This is a genomic window from Mycolicibacter sinensis (genome assembly GCF_001667945.1).
Taxonomy (GTDB): domain Bacteria; phylum Actinomycetota; class Actinomycetes; order Mycobacteriales; family Mycobacteriaceae; genus Mycobacterium; species Mycobacterium sinense_B.
The window spans coordinates 1-18,650 of sequence record NZ_LZJK01000092.1 but is presented as its reverse complement, the minus strand read 5'-3'; the positions used below and the strand labels follow the sequence as shown (position 1 = coordinate 18,650).

17 protein-coding genes and 1 pseudogene are annotated in these 18,650 nt (G+C 68.9%); 14 read left to right on the top strand and 4 right to left on the bottom strand.

The window, feature by feature from the left end; genetic code table 11:
• Positions 1-185 precede the first annotated feature (185 nt).
• The 11 genes from A5694_RS13300 (at position 186) to A5694_RS13250 (ending at position 12,914) form a co-directional block, all read left to right on the top strand.
• A complete protein-coding gene (locus A5694_RS13300; protein ID WP_064922306.1) occupies positions 186-614 on the top strand; it encodes a VOC family protein in 429 nt (142 codons plus the stop codon).
• A 46-nt stretch (positions 615-660) separates the two neighbouring features.
• Positions 661-1,110, top strand: a complete 450-nt coding sequence (locus A5694_RS13295; protein ID WP_064922305.1) for a hypothetical protein — start codon at positions 661-663, stop codon at positions 1,108-1,110.
• Positions 1,107-2,633, top strand: coding sequence for a class I adenylate-forming enzyme family protein (locus A5694_RS13290; RefSeq protein WP_185746573.1), 1,527 nt, complete (start codon positions 1,107-1,109; stop codon positions 2,631-2,633). Before A5694_RS13295 ends, A5694_RS13290 begins: the two co-directional genes overlap by 4 nt.
• A complete protein-coding gene (locus A5694_RS13285; RefSeq protein WP_082952654.1) occupies positions 2,630-5,761 on the top strand; it encodes a carboxyl transferase domain-containing protein in 3,132 nt (1,043 codons plus the stop codon). The genes A5694_RS13290 and A5694_RS13285 overlap by 4 nt, the downstream gene beginning before the upstream one ends.
• 29 nt (positions 5,762-5,790) lie before the next feature.
• A complete protein-coding gene (locus A5694_RS13280) occupies positions 5,791-7,005 on the top strand; it encodes a DNA recombination protein RmuC (RefSeq protein WP_064922304.1) in 1,215 nt (404 codons plus the stop codon).
• 10 nt (positions 7,006-7,015) lie between these two features.
• Positions 7,016-7,657 (top strand): TetR/AcrR family transcriptional regulator, encoded by a 642-nt coding sequence (locus tag A5694_RS13275; RefSeq protein ID WP_064922303.1) that lies wholly within the window; start codon positions 7,016-7,018, stop codon positions 7,655-7,657.
• A 61-nt stretch (positions 7,658-7,718) separates the two neighbouring features.
• The gene (locus tag A5694_RS13270; RefSeq protein ID WP_064922302.1) at positions 7,719-8,534 is read left to right on the top strand and encodes an SDR family oxidoreductase; all 816 of its coding nucleotides are present in this window, start codon (positions 7,719-7,721) and stop codon (positions 8,532-8,534) included.
• A 22-nt stretch (positions 8,535-8,556) separates the two neighbouring features.
• Positions 8,557-9,774: an acyl-CoA dehydrogenase family protein gene (locus tag A5694_RS13265; RefSeq protein ID WP_064922301.1), complete on the top strand. Its 1,218-nt coding sequence runs from the start codon at positions 8,557-8,559 to the stop codon at positions 9,772-9,774.
• A complete protein-coding gene (locus A5694_RS13260) occupies positions 9,771-10,547 on the top strand; it encodes an SDR family oxidoreductase (RefSeq protein WP_064922300.1) in 777 nt (258 codons plus the stop codon). Before A5694_RS13265 ends, A5694_RS13260 begins: the two co-directional genes overlap by 4 nt.
• Before the next feature lie 22 nt (positions 10,548-10,569).
• On the top strand, positions 10,570-11,565 hold the full coding sequence (locus tag A5694_RS13255; protein WP_064922307.1) for a phosphotransferase family protein: 996 nt from the start codon (positions 10,570-10,572) through the stop codon (positions 11,563-11,565).
• Positions 11,566-11,579: 14 nt separating this feature from the next.
• Positions 11,580-12,914 (top strand): MFS transporter, encoded by a 1,335-nt coding sequence (locus A5694_RS13250; protein ID WP_064922299.1) that lies wholly within the window; start codon positions 11,580-11,582, stop codon positions 12,912-12,914.
• A 13-nt stretch (positions 12,915-12,927) separates the two neighbouring features.
• Here A5694_RS13250 and A5694_RS13245 read toward each other — a convergent pair whose 3' ends face one another.
• The 3 genes from A5694_RS13245 to A5694_RS13235 all read right to left on the bottom strand — a co-directional run bounded on the left by A5694_RS13245 (position 12,928) and on the right by A5694_RS13235 (position 15,892).
• Entirely contained in the window at positions 12,928-14,460 is a 1,533-nt protein-coding gene (locus A5694_RS13245; RefSeq protein WP_064922298.1) for an FAD-dependent monooxygenase, read from the bottom strand.
• 2 nt (positions 14,461-14,462) lie between these two features.
• Positions 14,463-15,086: a TetR/AcrR family transcriptional regulator gene (locus A5694_RS13240; protein WP_064922297.1), complete on the bottom strand. Its 624-nt coding sequence runs from the start codon at positions 15,084-15,086 to the stop codon at positions 14,463-14,465.
• Positions 15,087-15,151: 65 nt separating this feature from the next.
• On the bottom strand, positions 15,152-15,892 hold the full coding sequence (locus A5694_RS13235; RefSeq protein ID WP_064922296.1) for a dienelactone hydrolase family protein: 741 nt from the start codon (positions 15,890-15,892) through the stop codon (positions 15,152-15,154).
• Positions 15,893-15,915: 23 nt separating this feature from the next.
• Between A5694_RS13235 and A5694_RS13230 the strand changes: the two genes are divergently transcribed.
• Genes A5694_RS13230 through A5694_RS13220 form a run of 3 tightly spaced genes read left to right on the top strand, consistent with a single transcriptional unit; the run spans position 15,916 to position 18,406 of the window.
• Positions 15,916-16,716 carry a thymidylate synthase gene (locus A5694_RS13230; RefSeq protein ID WP_064922295.1) on the top strand — a complete coding sequence of 267 codons (801 nt, stop codon included), beginning with the start codon at positions 15,916-15,918 and terminating at the stop codon, positions 16,714-16,716.
• Positions 16,713-17,195, top strand: coding sequence for a dihydrofolate reductase (locus tag A5694_RS13225; RefSeq protein WP_064922294.1), 483 nt, complete (start codon positions 16,713-16,715; stop codon positions 17,193-17,195). Before A5694_RS13230 ends, A5694_RS13225 begins: the two co-directional genes overlap by 4 nt.
• Positions 17,195-18,406, top strand: a complete 1,212-nt coding sequence (locus A5694_RS13220; RefSeq protein WP_064922293.1) for a winged helix-turn-helix domain-containing protein — start codon at positions 17,195-17,197, stop codon at positions 18,404-18,406. Before A5694_RS13225 ends, A5694_RS13220 begins: the two co-directional genes overlap by 1 nt.
• 14 nt (positions 18,407-18,420) lie before the next feature.
• Here the strand turns inward: A5694_RS13220 and A5694_RS13215 are convergent.
• Positions 18,421-18,650: pseudogene (locus A5694_RS13215) on the bottom strand (DoxX family protein); the annotation flags it as partial.

Here is an 18,650-nt window from a genome sequence, read left to right as displayed (position 1 = left end):
CGGCCAGCCGGCGCGCCGAGGCCGCGGCCTCCACCCGGGCCCACCCGGCAATGGCCGCCACCAGCAGGTTGTCGTCGGCCTCCGCCAACGACGCCGGCCCCGGCAAACCGTTATCGAACATGTGTTCGATTGTACACCGGTCCGCCGACGGCTGCATACCGCTCGACCGCCCTAGGCTTCCCCGCATGGACCAGCAGCTGCATTTCCTCACCATCGCCGCGACCGATCTCGGCGCCACCCGCCGCTTCTACGCTGCCTTGGGCTGGCGTCCGCGGCTGGATGTCGAGGGCGAGATCGTCTTCTATCAGAGCGCGCCCGGGCAGCTACTCGGCTTCTTCGATGCCGCCAAGTTCAACGAAGATCTGGCATTGCCCGGTGACCATTCGCGGGTCTCCGGAATCACTCTGGCGCACAACGTCGACAGTCCCCAAGAGGTGACGGCGCTGACCGAGGCGATGGCCGCCGCCGGCGGCACCGTCCTCAAAGCTCCGCAACCGGGCCGGTTCGGCGGTGTGTTCCACGCTCATGTCCGAGACCCCAACGGCCTGATCTGGGAGATCGCCCACAACCCGAATTGGCGAATCGAGCCGGATGGCACGGTACGGCTTGGCTGACGCCGTAGGGTGACGCGGGAAGGCGGTCGAAAGGAACGACACGACGATGCCCACTCTGCTGAGCATGGCGCTGGGCGCGGCACCGATCTTCGGTGGAGCCCTACTGACCGCGGCGGCGGGCCAGCTCAAGGGCCCAGATCTGCGCGGCCTGATCAAACAAGACCTCGACCTGCTCGACCGGATCCCGGCCGAACAGACCAAGCGGCGGGCCGAACTGCAACGCACCATCGACGAGCGGATTGACGACCTGGTCGCCGCGTCCGACCGGACCCGGGCGTTGCGCGCCGCGGCGCTGTCCTATCAGGGCAACTGGCGCGACGTGGTGCTGTTCGCCTGCTCGGTACTGTTCACCTACGTCTGGTGGCACATCAACCATGAGCGCGGCAACTGGCTGCCCATGTTCGTCGTGCTGGTCGTTGTCTGCGTTACGACCGCGGTCTACGCGTTGCGTGGGACGCTGCGCAGCCTGGCGCATAGCCGGCGGGGCCGCGCATGACGAAAATCGTGGAGATTCCCCGGCGGCACAACCCTTTTCCGACGGCCGGGGTGGTTCGCGACCGCAATGGTGTCCCGTGCTATCAGCAGCTGCCGGCCACTCTGCTCGACCTGCTGGCTGAGCAGGTCGAGCGCCGCCCCGACAGCGAGGCCGTGGTGGAGCTGGGAGCCGGTGCGCTGACCTACCGGCAGCTGTGGCAGCGGGCGGCGCGGGTGGCCGGCGGGCTGCGCGCCGAGGGGCTTGGGCGCGGCGACCGGGTCGGTGTGCGCTATCCCGCTGGGCTGCACTGGGTGCTGGCATTCTGGGGGACGCTGATGGCCGGCGGCATACCGGTGGCCGTCAACACCCGTTCGGCCGCACCGGAGGTCGACTTCGTGCTTGCCGACGCCGGAGTGCGGGTGGATCTCGCGCCCGGCACCGCGCTGCCCGACGGCCGGCCGTATGTGGTCGACGGGCTGGAGCCGCCCGACACTGCGGCGCTGTTCTACACCTCCGGCACCACCGGGCGTCCCAAGGGGGTGCCCACCACCCACGAGGCGTTTGTGACCAACGCCGAGAACATGATGCGCGCCATGGGGCAGTCCCGGCAGCTCGGTGAGGAGTTGCGCACCTTGATCTCGGTGCCGTTGTTCCACGTGACCGGCTGCAACTCGCAATTGCTGGTCGCCGCCTACACCGGCGGAGCGGCGGTGATCATGCCGGCGCTGAACCTCCCCGAACTGCTCACCACCGTGCCGGCACAAAAGATTTCGTCACTGATCACCGTTCCTGCGATCTACGCACTGCTGCTGCGGCACCCCGGCTTCGCCGGCGTCGACGTCTCCGGGGTGCGCTGGGTCGGTTACGGCGGCGCCCCGACGGCGCCGGCCCTGGTGCGTGCGCTGCGCGACGCGTTCGGCGCCGCAACGGTGTTCAACGGCTACGGCATGACCGAAACGGCGTCGCTGATGACGGTGCTGCCGGACTCCGATGCGGTCGCCCACGCGGACTCGGTGGGCTACGCGGTTCCCTCCGGAGACATCGGTGTCGCCCCGCTCGGTGACGACCCGACCACCGGCGAGCTGGTGGTGCGCGGCGCGAACGTGATGCGCGGCTACTGGAATAGGCCCGATGCGACCGCCGCCACCATCATCGACGGGTGGCTGCACACCGGCGATGTGGTCCGCGTCGACGACGCCGGGCGGGTGCACATCATCGACCGGCTCAAAGACATCATCATCCGCGGCGGCGAAAACATCTCCAGTGTGGAGGTGGAGGCGGCGCTGCTGTCGGCGCCCGGGGTCGCCGACGCGTGCGTGCTGGCGGTGCCTGACGACGTGATGGGCGAGAAGGTCGGCGCGGTGCTCTACGGCGACGACGTCGATGTGGCCGCGGTGCTCGACCACTGCCGAAGTCAGCTCGCGGACTTCAAGGTGCCGCAGTACATCACCGTGGTCGCCGAGGAACTGCCGCGCACCGCCAGCGGCAAACTGCTCAAGACACAGTTGCGTGCGCAGGTGCAGTGGGGTGCCCCGTTACGGTGAGCACCGCCGATGCCTCGCTGAAGACGGTGCTGATCGCCAACCGTGGCGAGATCGCGCTGCGGATCATCCGCACCGCAACCGACCTGAGCTACCACACGATTGCGGTCTATGCCGAAGATGACGCGGACAGCCCGCACGTGTACGCCGCTGACGAGGCCGTCGGCTTACCCGGCGCAGGTCCGTCGGCCTACCTCGATCAGGCCGCCGTCCTGGCCGCCGCCACCAAGACCGATGCTGACCTGATCCATCCAGGCTACGGATTCCTCTCGGAGAACGCCGAATTCGCCCGAACGGTTGCGGCAGCGGGCCGTACCTTCGTCGGGCCGGCCCCTGAACTGCTGGACATGTTCGGTGACAAGTCCGCCGCGCGCGGCGCCGCGATCACCGCCGGGCTGCCGGTGCCGGCCGCCACCGACGGGGCGGTCGGCCCAGAACAGATCCATGAGTTCTTTCGCGCCCATCCGGGTGGCATCATGCTCAAAGCACTGGCCGGCGGCGGGGGCCGGGGCATACGCACGGTCCGCGCTGCCGACCAGCTCGACGACGCCTACCGTTGGTGCTCGGCCGAGGCCCGACTGGGGTTCGGCGCCGCGGCGGTGTTCGCCGAGGAACTCGTCGAGGGCGCTCGCCACATCGAGGTGCAGATCGTCGCCGACGGCGTGCGCGCCCTGGCGGTCGGTGATCGCGACTGCAGCATCCAGCGCCGCTACCAGAAGCTGATCGAGATCGCGCCGGCGCCGGGGCTTTCCGATCAGGTGCGTACCGCATTGCACGGCGCAGCGGCCCGACTGTGCGCAGCCGTCGGGTACCGGGGCCTGGCCACGGTGGAATTCCTGGTCACCGGTGACGATTTCGTCTTCCTCGAGGTCAACCCGCGCATTCAGGTGGAACACCCGATCACCGAGGTGGTCACCGGAATCGACCTGGTGGCGGCCGGATTCCAGATCGCCGAAGGCGCCGCACTCGACGACCTGGTTCTGCCGACCGAGGCACATGGGATCGCGGTCGAATGCCGAGTCAACACCGAAACGGTGGCCGCCGACGGCACGGTGCAACCCTGTGTCGGCACCTTGACGGCGTTCACCCCTCCGAGCGGGCCAGGCATCCGGGTCGACACCTACGCCCGGCCGGGCCTGACCATCGGGCCCCGCTACGATTCGCTGCTGGCCAAGGTGATCACCCACGTGCACGGCACCTCGCTGACCGCAGCGCTGCGCAAGGCGCGAACTGCGGTGGCGGAGTTGGCGATCGCCGGTGTCGGCACCAATGCCGGCCTGCTGGAGGCAGTGCTGTCCGACGCGGCGCTGGGGACCGGCGTGGTGACGACCGATTGGCTGGACCGCCGACTGCCTGCACTGGTGGGCGCCGCGGCGCCCAGGCAGGACGAACACCCGCCCCGCGCAACGCCTCTGAACCCGGGCGAACAGGTGCTGTACGCGCCGATGGCCGGCACCGTTGTCGAGGTGACGCCGGACGTGGTGCTGGAGGCGATGAAGATGCAACATGTGCTGACCGCACCCGGCGCGACGGTGCGCGCCCTGGTCGGCCCGGGGCAGGTCGTCGGCGCCGGAGACCCGGTGCTGGTGTTCGTTTCGGCCGGCGACGAGAGTACCGCCGGGCCCGGTGCGGGCCCGCAGCTGGATTCGCCACGCACCGACCTCGACGAGGTCGCCCACCGGCACCGGCTCGCCCGCGACGAAGGCCGTCCCGAGGTGGTCGCCAAGCGCCACCGCCAGGGCCGGCGCACCGCCCGGGAGAACATCGCCGATCTGGTCGACCCCGGCAGCTTCGTCGAATACGGGGCGCTGGCGGTGGCGGCGCAGCGCAGCCGGCGCGCGGAGGAGGACCTGATCACCAACACGCCGGCCGACGGCCTGGTCGCCGGGTTGGCGACCATCGGTGCGGCGCCGGTGGCAGTGGCCTCCTATGACTACACCGTGCTGGCCGGCACCCAGGGCATGCGCAACCACGCCAAGACCGACCGGCTTTTCGAGGTGGCCGCCCGCCGACGACTTCCGGTGGTGCTGTTCGCCGAAGGGGGCGGCGGCCGGCCCGGTGACACCGATGTCGCCGGGATGGCCGGGCTGGACCTGATGACGTTTCGTGCGCTGGCCGCGCTCAACGGCCAGGTGCCGCTGGTGGCGATCGTCTCCGGCCGCTGCTTCGCTGGTAACGCGGCGCTGGCCGGGGTGTGCGACGTGATCATCGCGACCCCCGATGCCAACATCGGAATGGGCGGCCCGGCGATGATCGAAGGTGGCGGGCTGGGCGTCTACCGGCCCGAGGAGATCGGGCCGATCGAGGTGCAGCGCCGCAACGGGGTGGTTGCACTGGCGGCACGCGACGAGACCGAAGCGGTGACCCTGGCGAAGCGCTACCTGTCCTACTTTCGTCCCACGGTGACCGACTTCGCTGAGCCCGATCCGAGACTGGCGCGGCATGTGGTGCCGCAGAACCGGTTGCGGGCCTACGACGTACGGGCAGCGATCGATGCGATCGTCGACGTCGGTTCGGTGCTGGAACTGCGACCGGATTACGGGATCGGGGTAGTGACCGCCCTGGTGCGCGTGCACGGGGTCGCCTACGGATTGCTGGCCAACAACAGCCACCATCTCGGCGGCGCGATCGATGCGGAGGCGGCCGACAAGACCGCTGATTTCTTCGCGCTGTGTGAGGCGTTCCGGCTGCCGGTGGTGACGCTGTGCGACACGCCGGGATTCATGGTCGGTCCGGATGCCGAGCGGCAGGCCACCGTGCGCCGGTTCAGCCGGATGTTCATCGCCGGAGCCCGGTTGACCGTCCCGATGGGCATGATCGTGCTGCGCAAGGGCTACGGGCTGGGTGCGATGGCGATGGCGGGCGGTTCATTTCACGCCCCACAGTTCACCGTCGCGTGGCCGACCGGCGAGATCGGCGGTATGGGGTTGGAAGGAGCGGTGCGGCTCGGTTTCCGCAAAGAACTTGCGGATGCCGCCGACCCGGATCAGCGCCAACAGCTCTTCGATCAGCTGGTGGAGGCGGCCTACCGGCGCGGGCGGGCATTGAGCGCGGCGATGACCTTCGAACTCGACGATGTGATCGACCCAGCGCAATCGCGGGCCTGGATCGCCAGCCTGTCCGACGGGTAGCTGTCGGTGCCCTGCGCTACGTTGCGCGCATGGACACGGCCCTGTTGATCCTCCTGACCTCACTCGCGTTGCTGGCGGTGATCCTGCAGGTGGTAGTGCTGCTGCGTCCGAGTGGCGTGGCGATCTCACCGGAACAGCTCGCCGTGCTACGCGGCGACAGTGAACGCGTGGAGCGAACGCTGCGCGAAGAGCAACATGCCGGGCGGGCCGAACTTGCCCAGGCCTTCCACCAGTGGCAGACCACGTTGCACCGGTTCGGTGCGAACCTGGATCACCAGTTCAAGAGCCTGCAAAGCGACAACACCGCGCAGCTGGAGAAGATGCGCGCGACGGTGGACGAGAAGCTGCAGGCGACCCTGGAAACCCGGCTGGCCCAATCCTTCACACAGATCTCCGAACGCCTGGAAGCGGTGCAGCGGGGCCTCGGCGAGATGCAGACCCTGGCCACCGGCGTGGGCGACTTGAAGCGGGTGCTGACCAACGTCAAAGCCCGCGGCATCTTCGGCGAGACGCAACTGGCCGCGCTGCTGGCCGAGACGCTGACGCCCGAGCAGTACGCCACCAACGTCGTCACCGTCCCGGGATCGGTTGCGCGAGTGGAGTTCGCGATCCGGCTGCCCGGCGGAACCGGCGCCGGGGAGGTGCTGTTGCCGATCGACGCCAAGTTCCCGCGTGAGGATTTCGAGCGCCTGCTCGACGCGCAGGAGAATGCCGACATCGCGGGGGAGGCGGCCGCGCGGCAGGCCTTGATCCGGCGGATCGAAGCCGAAGCCGGCGACATCTGCGACAAGTACCTTGCGCCGCCGCACACCACCGACTTCGCAATCCTGTTCCTCGCCACCGAGAGCCTCTACGCCGAGGTCCTGCGCCAACCGGGGCTGTTCGAGCAGATCCAGGCCAAATACAACGTCACCCTCGCCGGGCCCACCACGTTGGCCGCGCTGCTCAACAGCCTGCGGATGGGCTTTCGCACCCTGGCGATCGAGCGGCGCAGCAGCGAAGTGTGGCAGGTGCTCGGCGCCGTCAAAACCGAGTTCGGCAAGTTCGCGGCCGTCCTGGAGAAGACCCGCAAGCAACTCGACACCGCCCGCAACACCATCGACTCCGCCGGCGTGCGAACCCGGGCCATCGAGCGCACGCTGCGCGGGGTGGAGTCACTGCCCGAACCGGAGGCCCAAGCCATGCTGGGCGAACTGGCCCACGGCGCCGAAGCAAGGGCTGAACTTGACGTCGGGTTCAGCTAGAATCCCTGAGATGGATTCCGTCCCGGCACGCCAGCTGCCGGCCACCGTGCGCGGGGCGCGGACCCGAGCCGCGCTGGTCGCGGCGGCCCGCAAGGTATTCGAGCGCGACGGCTACCTCGACGCCAAACTCACCGACATCACCAAGGCGGCCGGCTGCGCCACCGGGTCGTTCTACACCTACTTCGGGAACAAGGAAGAGATCTTCGCCGCCGTCCTCGAGCAGGCGCAGCAGGACATGATGCATCCGGGCATGGGCCGGGTGGCCGGCACCGACGATCCGTACGCGGTCCTGGAGGCGAGCAATCGCGCTTATTTGGAAGCCTATCGGCGCAACGCGAGGCTGATGGGTCTGCTTGAGCAGGTGGCCCAGGTGGATCCGAAGTTCCGTGCCTTCCGGGCGCAGCGCGCCGATGCGTTCGTCCACCGCAATGCCGCCGGCATCGCCGACCTGCAGGAGCGCGGGATCGCCACCGCCGACGTCGATCCGCTGCTGGCCTCGCGGGCGCTCTCGGGGATGGTCAGCCGGCTGGCGTACGGCATCTTCGTGCTCGAGGAGGCCACCGACAGCACCGGCGCCGACTTCGACGCGCTGGTCACCACCGTCACCCGGCTCTGGGCGAATGCCCTGCAATTCCGCCCGAACGCTAATTGAACATGAGACCGGATTCAACTAGGGTCACTGACGCTGCGAACGCCAAGAGCAAGGACTGCCCATGAAGGTTGCGGAACGGGTTGCCATCGTCACCGGCGGCGGAGGCGGCATCGGCGGCGCCTTGGCTGCAGCGCTCGCCAAGGCCGGGGCCAAGGTGGTGGTGGCCGACCTCGATGCCCAGGCCGCGACGGCGGTGGCCGACGCCATCAACGCCGAGCAGCCGGGCGCGGCGGTCGGTCATGGCGGCGACGTCGCCGACACCGAGGTGATCCGCGAGCTGATCGCGCTGGCCGAGCACCATTTCGGGCCGGTCGACATGTACTTCGCCAACGCCGGAATCACCGGCGCCCCCGGCCTGGAGGCCGGCGAAGCCGACTGGGACCAGGCCCTCGACGTCAATCTGCGGGCCCATATCCGCGCCGCGCAGCTGTTGGTGCCGGATTGGGTGCAGCGCGGCGAGGGGTATTTCGTGTCCACCGCGTCGGCGGCCGGTCTGCTCACTCAACTGGGCGGCGCCACGTATGCGGTCACCAAACACGCGGCCGTCGGATTCGCCGAATGGCTCAACATCACCTACGGCGATCAGGGAGTGCGGGTCAGCTGCCTGTGCCCGATGGGCGTCAACACCAAGCTGTTGTACGCCGGTGAGCAATCCGGTGACCCGCTGGGGGACCTGGCCACCCGGGCGGTCACCGCCGCCGGCGAGGTGCTCGAACCGGCGGCCGTCGCCGACGAGGTGCTGGCAGCCGTCGACGAGGAACGCTTCCTGATCCTGCCGCATCCGGCGGTGCTGGAGATGTACCGGTTCAAGGGAACCGATTACGACCGCTGGTTGCGGGGCATGCGCCGCTACCAGCGCGGCCTGCTCAACACGTAAGCGTCCTAGGTGAGGAGCCTGCATGTCCCTGTTTGAAATGTCAGAGCGCGCAACGAAATACCGTTCCGATCTGCTGGAGTTCATGGAAAGCTGCGTCTACCCGGCCGAACCGGTCTACGAGCAGCAGATGGCCGAATCCGGCAACCCGCATTTTCAGCCCCCCATCCTGGAAGAGCTGAAAGCGCAGGCGCGCGAGCGCGGCCTGTGGAACCTGTTTCACCCGCACCCGGAATGGGGGCCGGGCCTGACCAACCTCGAATACGCGCCGCTGGCTGAGATCATGGGCCGCAGTCCACATCTGGCACCCGAAGCCTGCAACTGTAACGCTCCCGACACCGGCAATATGGAGGTCTTCACCCTCTTCGGCACCGACGAGCACAAGGAGAAGTACCTCAAGCCGCTGCTGGACGGCACCATCCGGTCGGCGTTCGTGATGACCGAACCGCAGGTGGCCAGCTCGGATGCCACCAACGTTCAGCTGGCCATGGTCAAACAGGGTGATGAATACATCCTCAACGGACGTAAGTGGTTCGCCTCCAACGCGTTACACGCCAACTGCAAGGTCATGATCGTGATGGGCAAGACCGACCCCAACACTGCCACGCATCGGCAGCAGTCGATGATGGTGGTTCCCATCGACGCCCCGGGTGTCACCATCATGCGGGGCCTGCCGGTCTTCGGCTATCAGGACCGGGAGGGTCACGCCGAGATCGACTTCCATGACGTTCGGGTGCCGGCCAAAGACGTGCTCAAGGGCGAAGGCGAGGGGTTCGCGATCGCCCAGGCCCGGCTCGGACCGGGCCGCATCCACCACTGCATGCGGGCCATCGGCATGGCCGAGCGGGCACTGGAATTGCTGTGCAAGCGGGCCCAGTCCCGGGTGACGTTCGGCAAGCCGATCTCCGACAACGCCAACATCCGCGACTGGATCGCCGAGGCGCGCATCGACATCGAGATGATCCGCCTGCTCACCCTCAAAGCCGCCTATCTGATGGACACCGTGGGCAACAAGGCCGCACAGGTCGAGATCGCGGCGATCAAGGTCGCCGCACCCGACATCGCGCTGAAGATCGTCGACCGGGCCATCCAGGTGCACGGTGCCGGTGGCGTCACCGACGACTTCCCGCTGGCCGGCTTCTGGGCGCACCTGCGCACCCTGCGGCTCGCCGACGGCCCCGACGAGGTGCACAAGCGCGCCATCGCCCGCCAGGAACTTGCCAAGTACAAGGAAGCACGATGACCACACCGGACCTCACACGACGCACCGCGATCATCACCGGCGGATCCCGCGGTATCGGGCTGGCGATCGGCCAGCGCCTGGCCGCCGCCGGCGCCAACGTGGTTCTCACCTCACGCGATCAGGACAGCGCTGACGCCGCGGCAGCCCAGGTCAAGGGCAACGCGCTCGGTGTGGCCGCGCACGTCGCCGAAGACGATGCCGCCCAGCGGTGCATCGATCTGACCCTGGAGCGGTTCGGCAGCATCGACATCCTGGTCAACAACGCCGGCACCAATCCCGCGTTCGGACCCCTGATCGACCAGGACCACGGCCGGTTCGCCAAGATCTTCGACATCAACCTGTGGGGGCCGCTGCTGTGGACGTCGTGCGCGGTCAAGGCGTGGATGGGCGAGCACGGCGGCAGTGTGGTCAACACCGCCTCGATCGGCGGGATGAGTTTTTCACCGCTGATGGGCATGTACAACGCCACCAAGGCTGCGCTGATCCACGTCACCAAGCAACTGGCGCTGGAACTCTCGCCGGGGGTGCGGGTCAACGCCCTCTGCCCGGGCGTGGTGCGCACCAAGCTGGCCGAGGTGCTCTGGAAGGAACACGAGCAGGCTCTGTCGACGAAGATACCGCTGGGCCGGATCGGCGAGCCCGTCGACGTCGCCGACGCGGTCGCGTTCCTGGTCTCCGATGCCGCGAGCTGGATCACCGGGCAGACCCTGGTGATCGACGGCGGCCAAATCCTCGGAGAGGCAAGCGGGTTCCGGGTGGGCTTCGGTGGCTGATGTGCTCGGCATCGACCCGCCGATGGTCGCGCGCTGGATCGCGCAGTTGGGCATTCCGGTCACCCGCCCTTTGAAATTCGAGCGGATCGGAATCGGGCAGTCGAACCTGACCTACCTGGTCTCCGACGCGGCCGATCACCGCTGGGTGCTGCGCCGCCCGCCGCTGGGCAAGCTGCTGGCATCGGCCCACGACGTCGCCCGGGAGGCGCGGATCCTCTCGGCTTTAGAGGACACCGACGTGCCCACCCCGCGGGTCTACGGGCTGACGCGCGACGCGCAAGACACCCCGCTGCTGTTGATGGAGTTCGTCGACGGGGTGGTGGCCGACCGGATGTCGGTGGCTGAGTCGCTGACGCCGCAGCGGCGCCGGCAGATCGGGCTGTCAATGCCCAAGACCCTGGCCAAGATTCACGCCGTCGACATCACCGCAGTCGGCCTCGATGATCTGGCCAGCCACAAGCCGTACGCCCAGCGTCAGCTCAAGCGCTGGTCCGGGCAGTGGGAGAAATCCAAGACGCGGGAGCTGCCGGCGCTTGACGACCTGACCCGGCGGCTGATCGCGGCCGCGCCGCCACAGCAGGAACTCACCTTGGTGCACGGCGACTTTCACCTGCGCAACGTGATCACCTCACCGCGCAGCGGCGAGGTGGTCGCCGTGCTGGACTGGGAGCTGTCCACCCTCGGCGACCCGCTCGCCGACATGGGCAGCCTACTGGCGTACTGGCCGCAGCCGGGCGAGGAGGACATCGCCGGGGAGTTCGTCCTGAGCACCCTGGACGGCTTCCCCGACCGCGCCGAGTTGGCCCGGGTGTACCTGGAGCTGACCGGGCGCGACGCGGCGACACTGGCCTACTGGCATGCTCTGGGACTGTGGAAGGTCGCGATCATCGCCGAGGGGATCGTACGGCGGGTGCTGGACAACCCGGAGAACAAGGCCGCTGCGGGAACCCCGATCACGGCGTGGATCGACGCGCTGGTGGACAAGGCCCGCGAGGTAGCCGAGCAAGCGGGCATCTGATACCGGAGCCCGACATGGTCGACGGGGTGCCGCGCGGCAGGATCGCGGTGGCGTCGCTGATCGGCACCACCATCGAGTTCTACGACTTCTACGTCTATGCCGCCGCGGCGGTCACCGTCTTCCCGCAGCTGTTCTTCCCGCCGGGAGACCCAGGCGCGGCGCTGCTGGCATCGTTGGCCACGTTCGGACTGGCATTCGTGGCCCGGCCGGTGGGCTCGATCCTGTTCGGCCACTTCGGTGATCGGCTCGGCCGAAAGACCACGCTGGTCGCCTCGCTGCTGGTGATGGGCGTGGCGACATTCACGATCGGGCTGCTGCCGACCTATCACCACATCGGCCTGGCGGCACCGGTCTTGCTGGCCGTCTTGCGGTTCTGCCAAGGGCTGGCCCTCGGTGGTGAATGGAGCGGCGCGGCCTTGCTGGCCGCCGAGACCGCCAAGCCGGGCCGGCGGGCCGCCGCGGGAATCTGGCCGCAGCTGGGCGCGCCGCTGGGGTTCCTGCTCGCCACCGCGATCTTCCTGGTCCTGCTGCGATGGCCGGAGCAGTTCCTCACCTGGGGGTGGCGGATTCCATTCCTGCTGAGCGCCGTGATGGTGGCCGTCGGGCTGTACGTTCGGGTACGGCTTACCGAGACCCCGGTCTTCGCGCAGGCCATTGAAACCGGCCAGCGCGTCGGCGCGCCGATCGCCGAAGTGATTCGCGGCAGCTGGCGGCAGCTGATCATCGGCACGCTGGTGATGGTGGCGACCTACACGCTGTTCTACACCGTGACCACCTGGACGCTGAGCTACGGCACCGCTCAGCGCGCGCCGGAGGGCGCCGGGCTGGGGTACAGCTACGCCGACTTCCTGGGACTGCAACTGGTTGCGGTGGCGTTCTTTGCGGCCGTACTACCGATGTCGGGAGCGCTGGCCGACCGATTCGGCCGGCGCCCGGTGCTGCTGGTTTTCACCGCCGCAATCATGGTGTACGGAACCACCTTCGGCGCCTTCTTGAAACCGAACACCTCGTCCGGCGCGATCCTGGCGTTCCTGATCGTCGGGATGACGTTGATGGGCTTGGCGTTCGGCCCGATGAGCGCGGTCCTGCCGGAGTTGTTTGCTACCAACGTCCGTTACACCGGCTCCGGTGTCGCCTACAACGCGGCCAGCGTCCTGGGGGCGGCGGTGGCACCGTTCATCGCCACCTGGCTGGCCACCGAGCACGGCGTGCGCTGGGTGGGCGTCTACCTGTCGATTGCGGCCGGGTGCTCCTTCGTTGCGCTGTTGGTGATGCGCGAGACCCGCCACACCGCGCTCAATGGCGTCGGGATCGCCGACCACGTCGGTGACGCGCTGCATCCGGGCTGACCTGGCACTGATGTCAGCGGCGTGGCGCGCCGAACCAGCGGGTCAGCGCGGCCTTCAGCGCAGGCGGCTGGCCGGGGCCGAAACCATCGGTTGCCCAAGCGATATAGCCGTCCGGACGGATCAGCATCGCCGCCGCCGGGGGCGCGGGCATGGCAGCGGTGACAGCGTCGACGCGATCGGCCCACGGGAGGGCGACGGGCGCCGCGGCGCCGTGGACCAAGTCGAGCAGCACCGCGCGCCCCCGGTGCAACAGGTCGGCAACCCGGCGGCCGTCGTCGAAGGCGAGGTCGGGGACATGCCAGCCGGACAACCGGTGATCGTCTCCGACGTCGTAGCGGACATCGCTGCCGGCGAGCAGTTCGGCCAGATGCGCCGACACCTCTGGGATCGCGGTCAGCTCACCGAACAACTCGCGCAACGCGGCGACGTGCGGACCGGGCGACATCAGCGCGGTCTGGGCCATCGAGTGCATCATCACCCGCTGTCCCAGCGGCTGGCGCTCCGACTCATAGGTGTCCAGCAGTCCCTCGGGTGCCCAGCCGTTGATCTGGGCAGCCAACTTCCAGCCGAGGTTGACGGTGTCCTGCAACCCCAGATTCAGCCCCGGCCCGCCCATCGCGCTGTGGACATGAGCCGCGTCGCCGAGCAGCAACACCCGTCCGGCGCGGTAGCGCTCGGCCTGTCGGCTGTTCTGCCCGTCGATCCGGCGCAGCGCATGCGGGCCCGGACCCAGCGGTTCGCCCAACCCGATATCGACGCCGAGGATGCGCTGCAGGCTTTCCCGCAATTCGGTGATCGTCATCGGGCCGCTGTCGGCCGCCGGGCCGAACTCCAGCGTGCCCAACAGTGCCCGGCCGGGCTCGAATTCACCGAATAGCACCATGCCGCGGTCGAACCTGGTGTGGCCATGGGAGATCCGGCCGACACCGGGTATCGCCAGACTGCGGTCTGCGGCGCGCAGGCTTTCCGGGATCTGCACGTGCGCCAGCCGGGCGACTGTCGGTGCCGTCGTACCCGGAAACGCGATACCGGCCGTCTTGCGCACGATGCTGCGGCCGCCATCGGCGCCCACCAGATACCCCGCCGCCACGTCGTAGTCGCCGTGCGCGGAGTTGACCGTGGCCACCACCGTGTCGTCCCGCGCGTCCAGACCGGTGAGCCGGTGGCCCCAGCGCACGGCCACGCCGAGCTCGCCGGCCCGCGCGGCCAGTAGCCGCACCAACTGCGGCTGGGCTACCGGCAGCACGTACATCGGATTGGCCCGCGCCTCGGTGAAGCTGAGCGACAGATCCAGTGTCATCCCGGAGAACATCCACGCCGGCACCGGCTGCGGCGGTCCCGCCATGCCGCTGAACCCGTTGTAGAGCCCCCGCAGGTCGAGTGTCCGAACCACTTGCCCGACAAGGCCGTTGGCCTTCGGCTCGGAGCTGGGCCCGGGCAACGCGTCGAGCACCACCGGCCGGACGCCGGCCAGCGCCAGTTCGCACGCCAGCATCAGCCCGTTGGGCCCGGCGCCCACGATGACGACGGCGGTGTGCGCGGCCATGCTCAGACCTGCCGATCGGCGGGCGGGGGCAGCCCGGCGGCGACGTCGGCGAACGCGGCGCGCAACAACCGCGGGTAGGCGACCGGTGGATCCGCCGTCACATAGCTGTCCATGGTGGCCTCGATGACCGCATGGATCACGGCGGCCGCCAGGCGCGGATAGCTGTCACGTTGCGCATCGGTGCCGGTGCGTTCGGCGATCACCGCGGCGAAGTCGTCGAGCAGGGCGCGGGGGAAGGTGTTACGCAGGTCGCCGGTCGCGAGCATCTTGCGCAGTTCGGCAAGCGCAGCGCGATCCGGCGGGCTGTTCGCATCACCGGTTGAGGCGGCGAAGTCGTCGTGGACCGGCCCGACGACGGCTTCGGTGACCGATGTCCACAGCGGCTCGTCCGCCGGGCGCTCCCGCAGCAGCGCGACACTGCGGCGCAGCCGCTCGGTCTGCCGGTAGGCCAGGGCCTCGTACTTGGTGGAGAAATAATTGCTGAAGGTCCGCCGCGACACCCCGGCGAGATTCGCGATGTGCTCGCGGGTGACGTTCTCCCAACCCCGCTCCAGGGCCAGCTGCAGGGCCGCGTCGGAGAGAGCGCGACGGGTGTCGGCCTTCTTGCGCTCGCGCAGTCCCGGCATGCCGCCACCGTACCGAAATATTGCCCATCGGGCAAAAATGCCTTTAAGGCAAATAGTTGCCCGGTTCAGTCACGCAGCGCGGCGCCGAACACCCGCCGCAACGCCGCCCAGTGCCGGGCCGCCGCGTCGGCGTCGTACGGCGGGTTGTCGGGGACGGCGAAGCCGTGCTGGGCCGGATAGAACTCGACGGTGTGCTCGACACCGGCGGACGTCAGCGCCTCGTCGAGGATCGCGGCCTGCTTCTTGGTGAACGACCCGTCGTTCTCGGCGCCGGCGATGTAGATCGTGGCGCGCATCTTCTCGGCCAGCAGGTGCGGGCTGTCGGGTGCGTCGGTGACCAGGCCGCCGCCGTGGAACGACGCCGCCGCTGCCACCCGCTCGGGAACGCGTCCGGCCACGACCACCGAGATGCGCCCACCCATGCAGTACCCGCAGACCCCGAACTTCTCGCCGCGCACTTCGGGCCGGCCGGCCAGATAGTCGAAGAACGCCGCCGCGTCGGTCGCCGCCCGGTCGAACGTGACGCTGCCCAGCATCGACATGAGCCGGCCCCGCTGCTTGGCGTCGCTGAAGGCCGTGGCCATGTCGAACGGCGCCCAGTCACCGTGCCGGTAGTACACATCTGGCAGCAGCACCGCGTAGCCCGAGCCGGCCAGCTCGGCGGCCATCTCGGCGAAGGTCTGCCGCACCCCGCCGGCGTCGGGATACATCACCACCCCGGGCCAGGGTCCGGGGCCGTCGGGGGTGAACAGCTGCACCGGGCAACTGCCGTCGGGCGTGGTGATCGTGTCGCTGACGTGGGCCATGGGTTCCGTTCTAAGCTATCGACGTGCCGATTGCCACACCCTATGAGGATTTGTTGCGGCTGGTGCTCGAGCGCGGTACCCCCAAGGCCGACCGCACCGGCACCGGCACCCGCAGCTTGTTCGGCCACCAGCTGCGCTACGACCTGTCCGCCGGCTTCCCGCTGATCACCACCAAGAAGGTGCACGTCCGCTCGGTGGTCTACGAGCTGCTGTGGTTTCTGCGCGGCGACTCCAACATCGCCTGGCTGAACGAACACGGCGTCACCATCTGGGACGAATGGGCTTCGGCGACCGGCGATCTGGGGCCGGTGTACGGAGTGCAGTGGCGGTCCTGGCCGACCCCGACCGGCGAACACATCGATCAGATCGCGCGTGCGGTAGAGCTGTTGCGCACCGACCCGGATTCGCGGCGCATCATCGTCTCGGCGTGGAACGTCGGTGAGCTGGACAAGATGGCGCTGGCGCCGTGCCACGCCCTGTTCCAGTTCTACGTTGCCAACGGGCGACTGTCCTGTCAGCTGTATCAGCGCAGCGCCGACCTGTTCCTCGGGGTGCCGTTCAACATCGCCAGCTACGCGCTGCTCACCCACATGATGGCCGCGCAGGCCGGGCTGGACGTCGGGGAGTTCGTCTGGACCGGCGGGGACTGCCACATCTACGACAACCACCTCGAGCAGGTGCGCCAGCAACTGTCCCGCGACCCGCGCGCCTACCCGGAACTGATGTTGGCACAACGCGATTCGATCTTCGACTACACCTTCGACGACATCCGCATCCTCGGCTACGACCCGCACCCGGCGATCAAGGCGCCCGTGGCGGTATGAGCGCCCTCGCGTTGATCTGGGCGCAGTCCACCAGCGGAGTCATCGGCCGTGCCGGCGGCATCCCGTGGCGGCTGCCCGAGGACCAGGCGCGTTTCAAGGAACTCACGCTGGGGCACCGGGTGGTGATGGGCCGGCTGACCTGGGAATCACTGCCGGCCTCCGTGCGACCCCTGCCCGGGCGGACCAACGTGGTGATCTCCCGTGACCCCGACTACCGCGCCGACGGTGCCGAGGTGGTGGCGACGCTGGAGGCCGCCCTGACCGATGCGCAGACCTGGGTGATCGGCGGCGCGCAGATCTACGCGCTGGCGCTGCCGCTGGCCACCCGCTGCGAGGTGACCGAAGTCGAGATCGACCTGCCCCGCCAAGACGCGGATGCCGTCGCGCCGGTGCTCGACGAATCCTGGCGGGGCACCGCGGGGGCCTGGCTCACCAGCGACAGCGGCTTGCGGTACCGGTTTTACAGCTACCATCGCTGATGGTAACGCTGACCTCGGCGCAGGCACGCCGGATCGCCGTTGCCGCACAGGGTTTCGCGGCCGCCAAGCCGCGTGCCGCGATCACCCGGGCGCACCTGAAGCGGCTGATATCGCGCATTCAGGTGCTGCAGCTGGACTCGGTGTCGGTGGCGGTGCGTGCCCATTACGCCCCGGTGTTCAGCCGGCTGGGCCCCTATGACCGCAGTGTGCTGGATCGCGCCGCGTGGCAGCACAGCGCGCGGTCGCCGCGGCTGCTGGTCGAGTACTGGGCGCACGAGGCGGCGCTGATGGCCGTCGATGACTGGCCCCTGATGCGCTGGCGGATGCGGCAATACACCCACGGCCGGTGGGGCAACGTATCGCCCAATCCCGAGCTGGCCGACGCCATCGTCGCGGCGATCACCGAGCTGGGCCCGAGTACCGCCGGGCAGATCGAGGACCACCTGGCCGCCAAACCCACCCGCGGCAAGGGAACCTGGTGGAACCGCAGCGACACCAAGTGGGTGGCCGAGGCGCTGTTCGCCGCCGGGGTGCTGACCACCGCCACCCGGGTCGGCTTCGCCCGGCACTACGACCTGGTGCACAACGTGCTGCCTCCGGACGTGCTGGGCCGCCAGGTCGACGATGACGAGGCGGTGCAGCAGCTGGTGCTGCGGGCAGCGACCGCGCTCGGGATCGGCACCGAGGCCGACCTGCGCGACTATTTCCGGCTCTCGGCCGGCCAGGCCAAGCCGGCGATCGCCAAGCTGGTGGCCGCCGGCGAACTGGAGCCGGTAGCGGTGGCCGGCTGGGATGCACCGGCCTACCTGCGTGCCGGACAGGCGATTCCGCGGGCCGACCGCGGCACCGCGCTGCTGTGCCCGTTCGACCCGTTGATCTTCTTCCGGCCACGAGTGGCGCGGCTGTTCGACTTCCACTACCGGCTCGAGATCTATACCCCTGCGCCGCAACGCCGTTACGGCTACTACGTGTGGCCGTTGCTGCTCGACGGTGAACTGGTCGCCCGGGTGGACCTCAAGGCCGACCGGACCCGCGATGCCCTGCACGTCGTCGGGGCGTTCGCCGAAGACGGCCCGCCACCGGAGCGGGTGGCGAAGGTGCTGCGCAGCGAGCTGGAGTCGATGGCGTCCTGGCTGGGTTTGAGCGATGTCAGCGTGGGGGAGCGCGGCGATCTGGTCGCCGAGCTGCGCCGCACCCGGCCGCGGCGATAAACCGCAGCACCGGCTCAGCGGTGCAGGCGCCGGCGGGCAGTTTCGGCGAGTGTGGTGGCGTTTTCCCGCGCCGCGTGCACCCATTCGGTTCCGCGGTCGGCGGCGACTTCGGCCAGCTGTGAGCCCCGCTCACCGGCTGCCTCCAGTAACGGTCCGGCCTTCTCGCCGACCAGCTCGGCAAGTTCGCGGCCATGTTCGGCTCCGGACTGCAAGCCCGCGCTGACCTTTTCGCCGACCGTCTCGA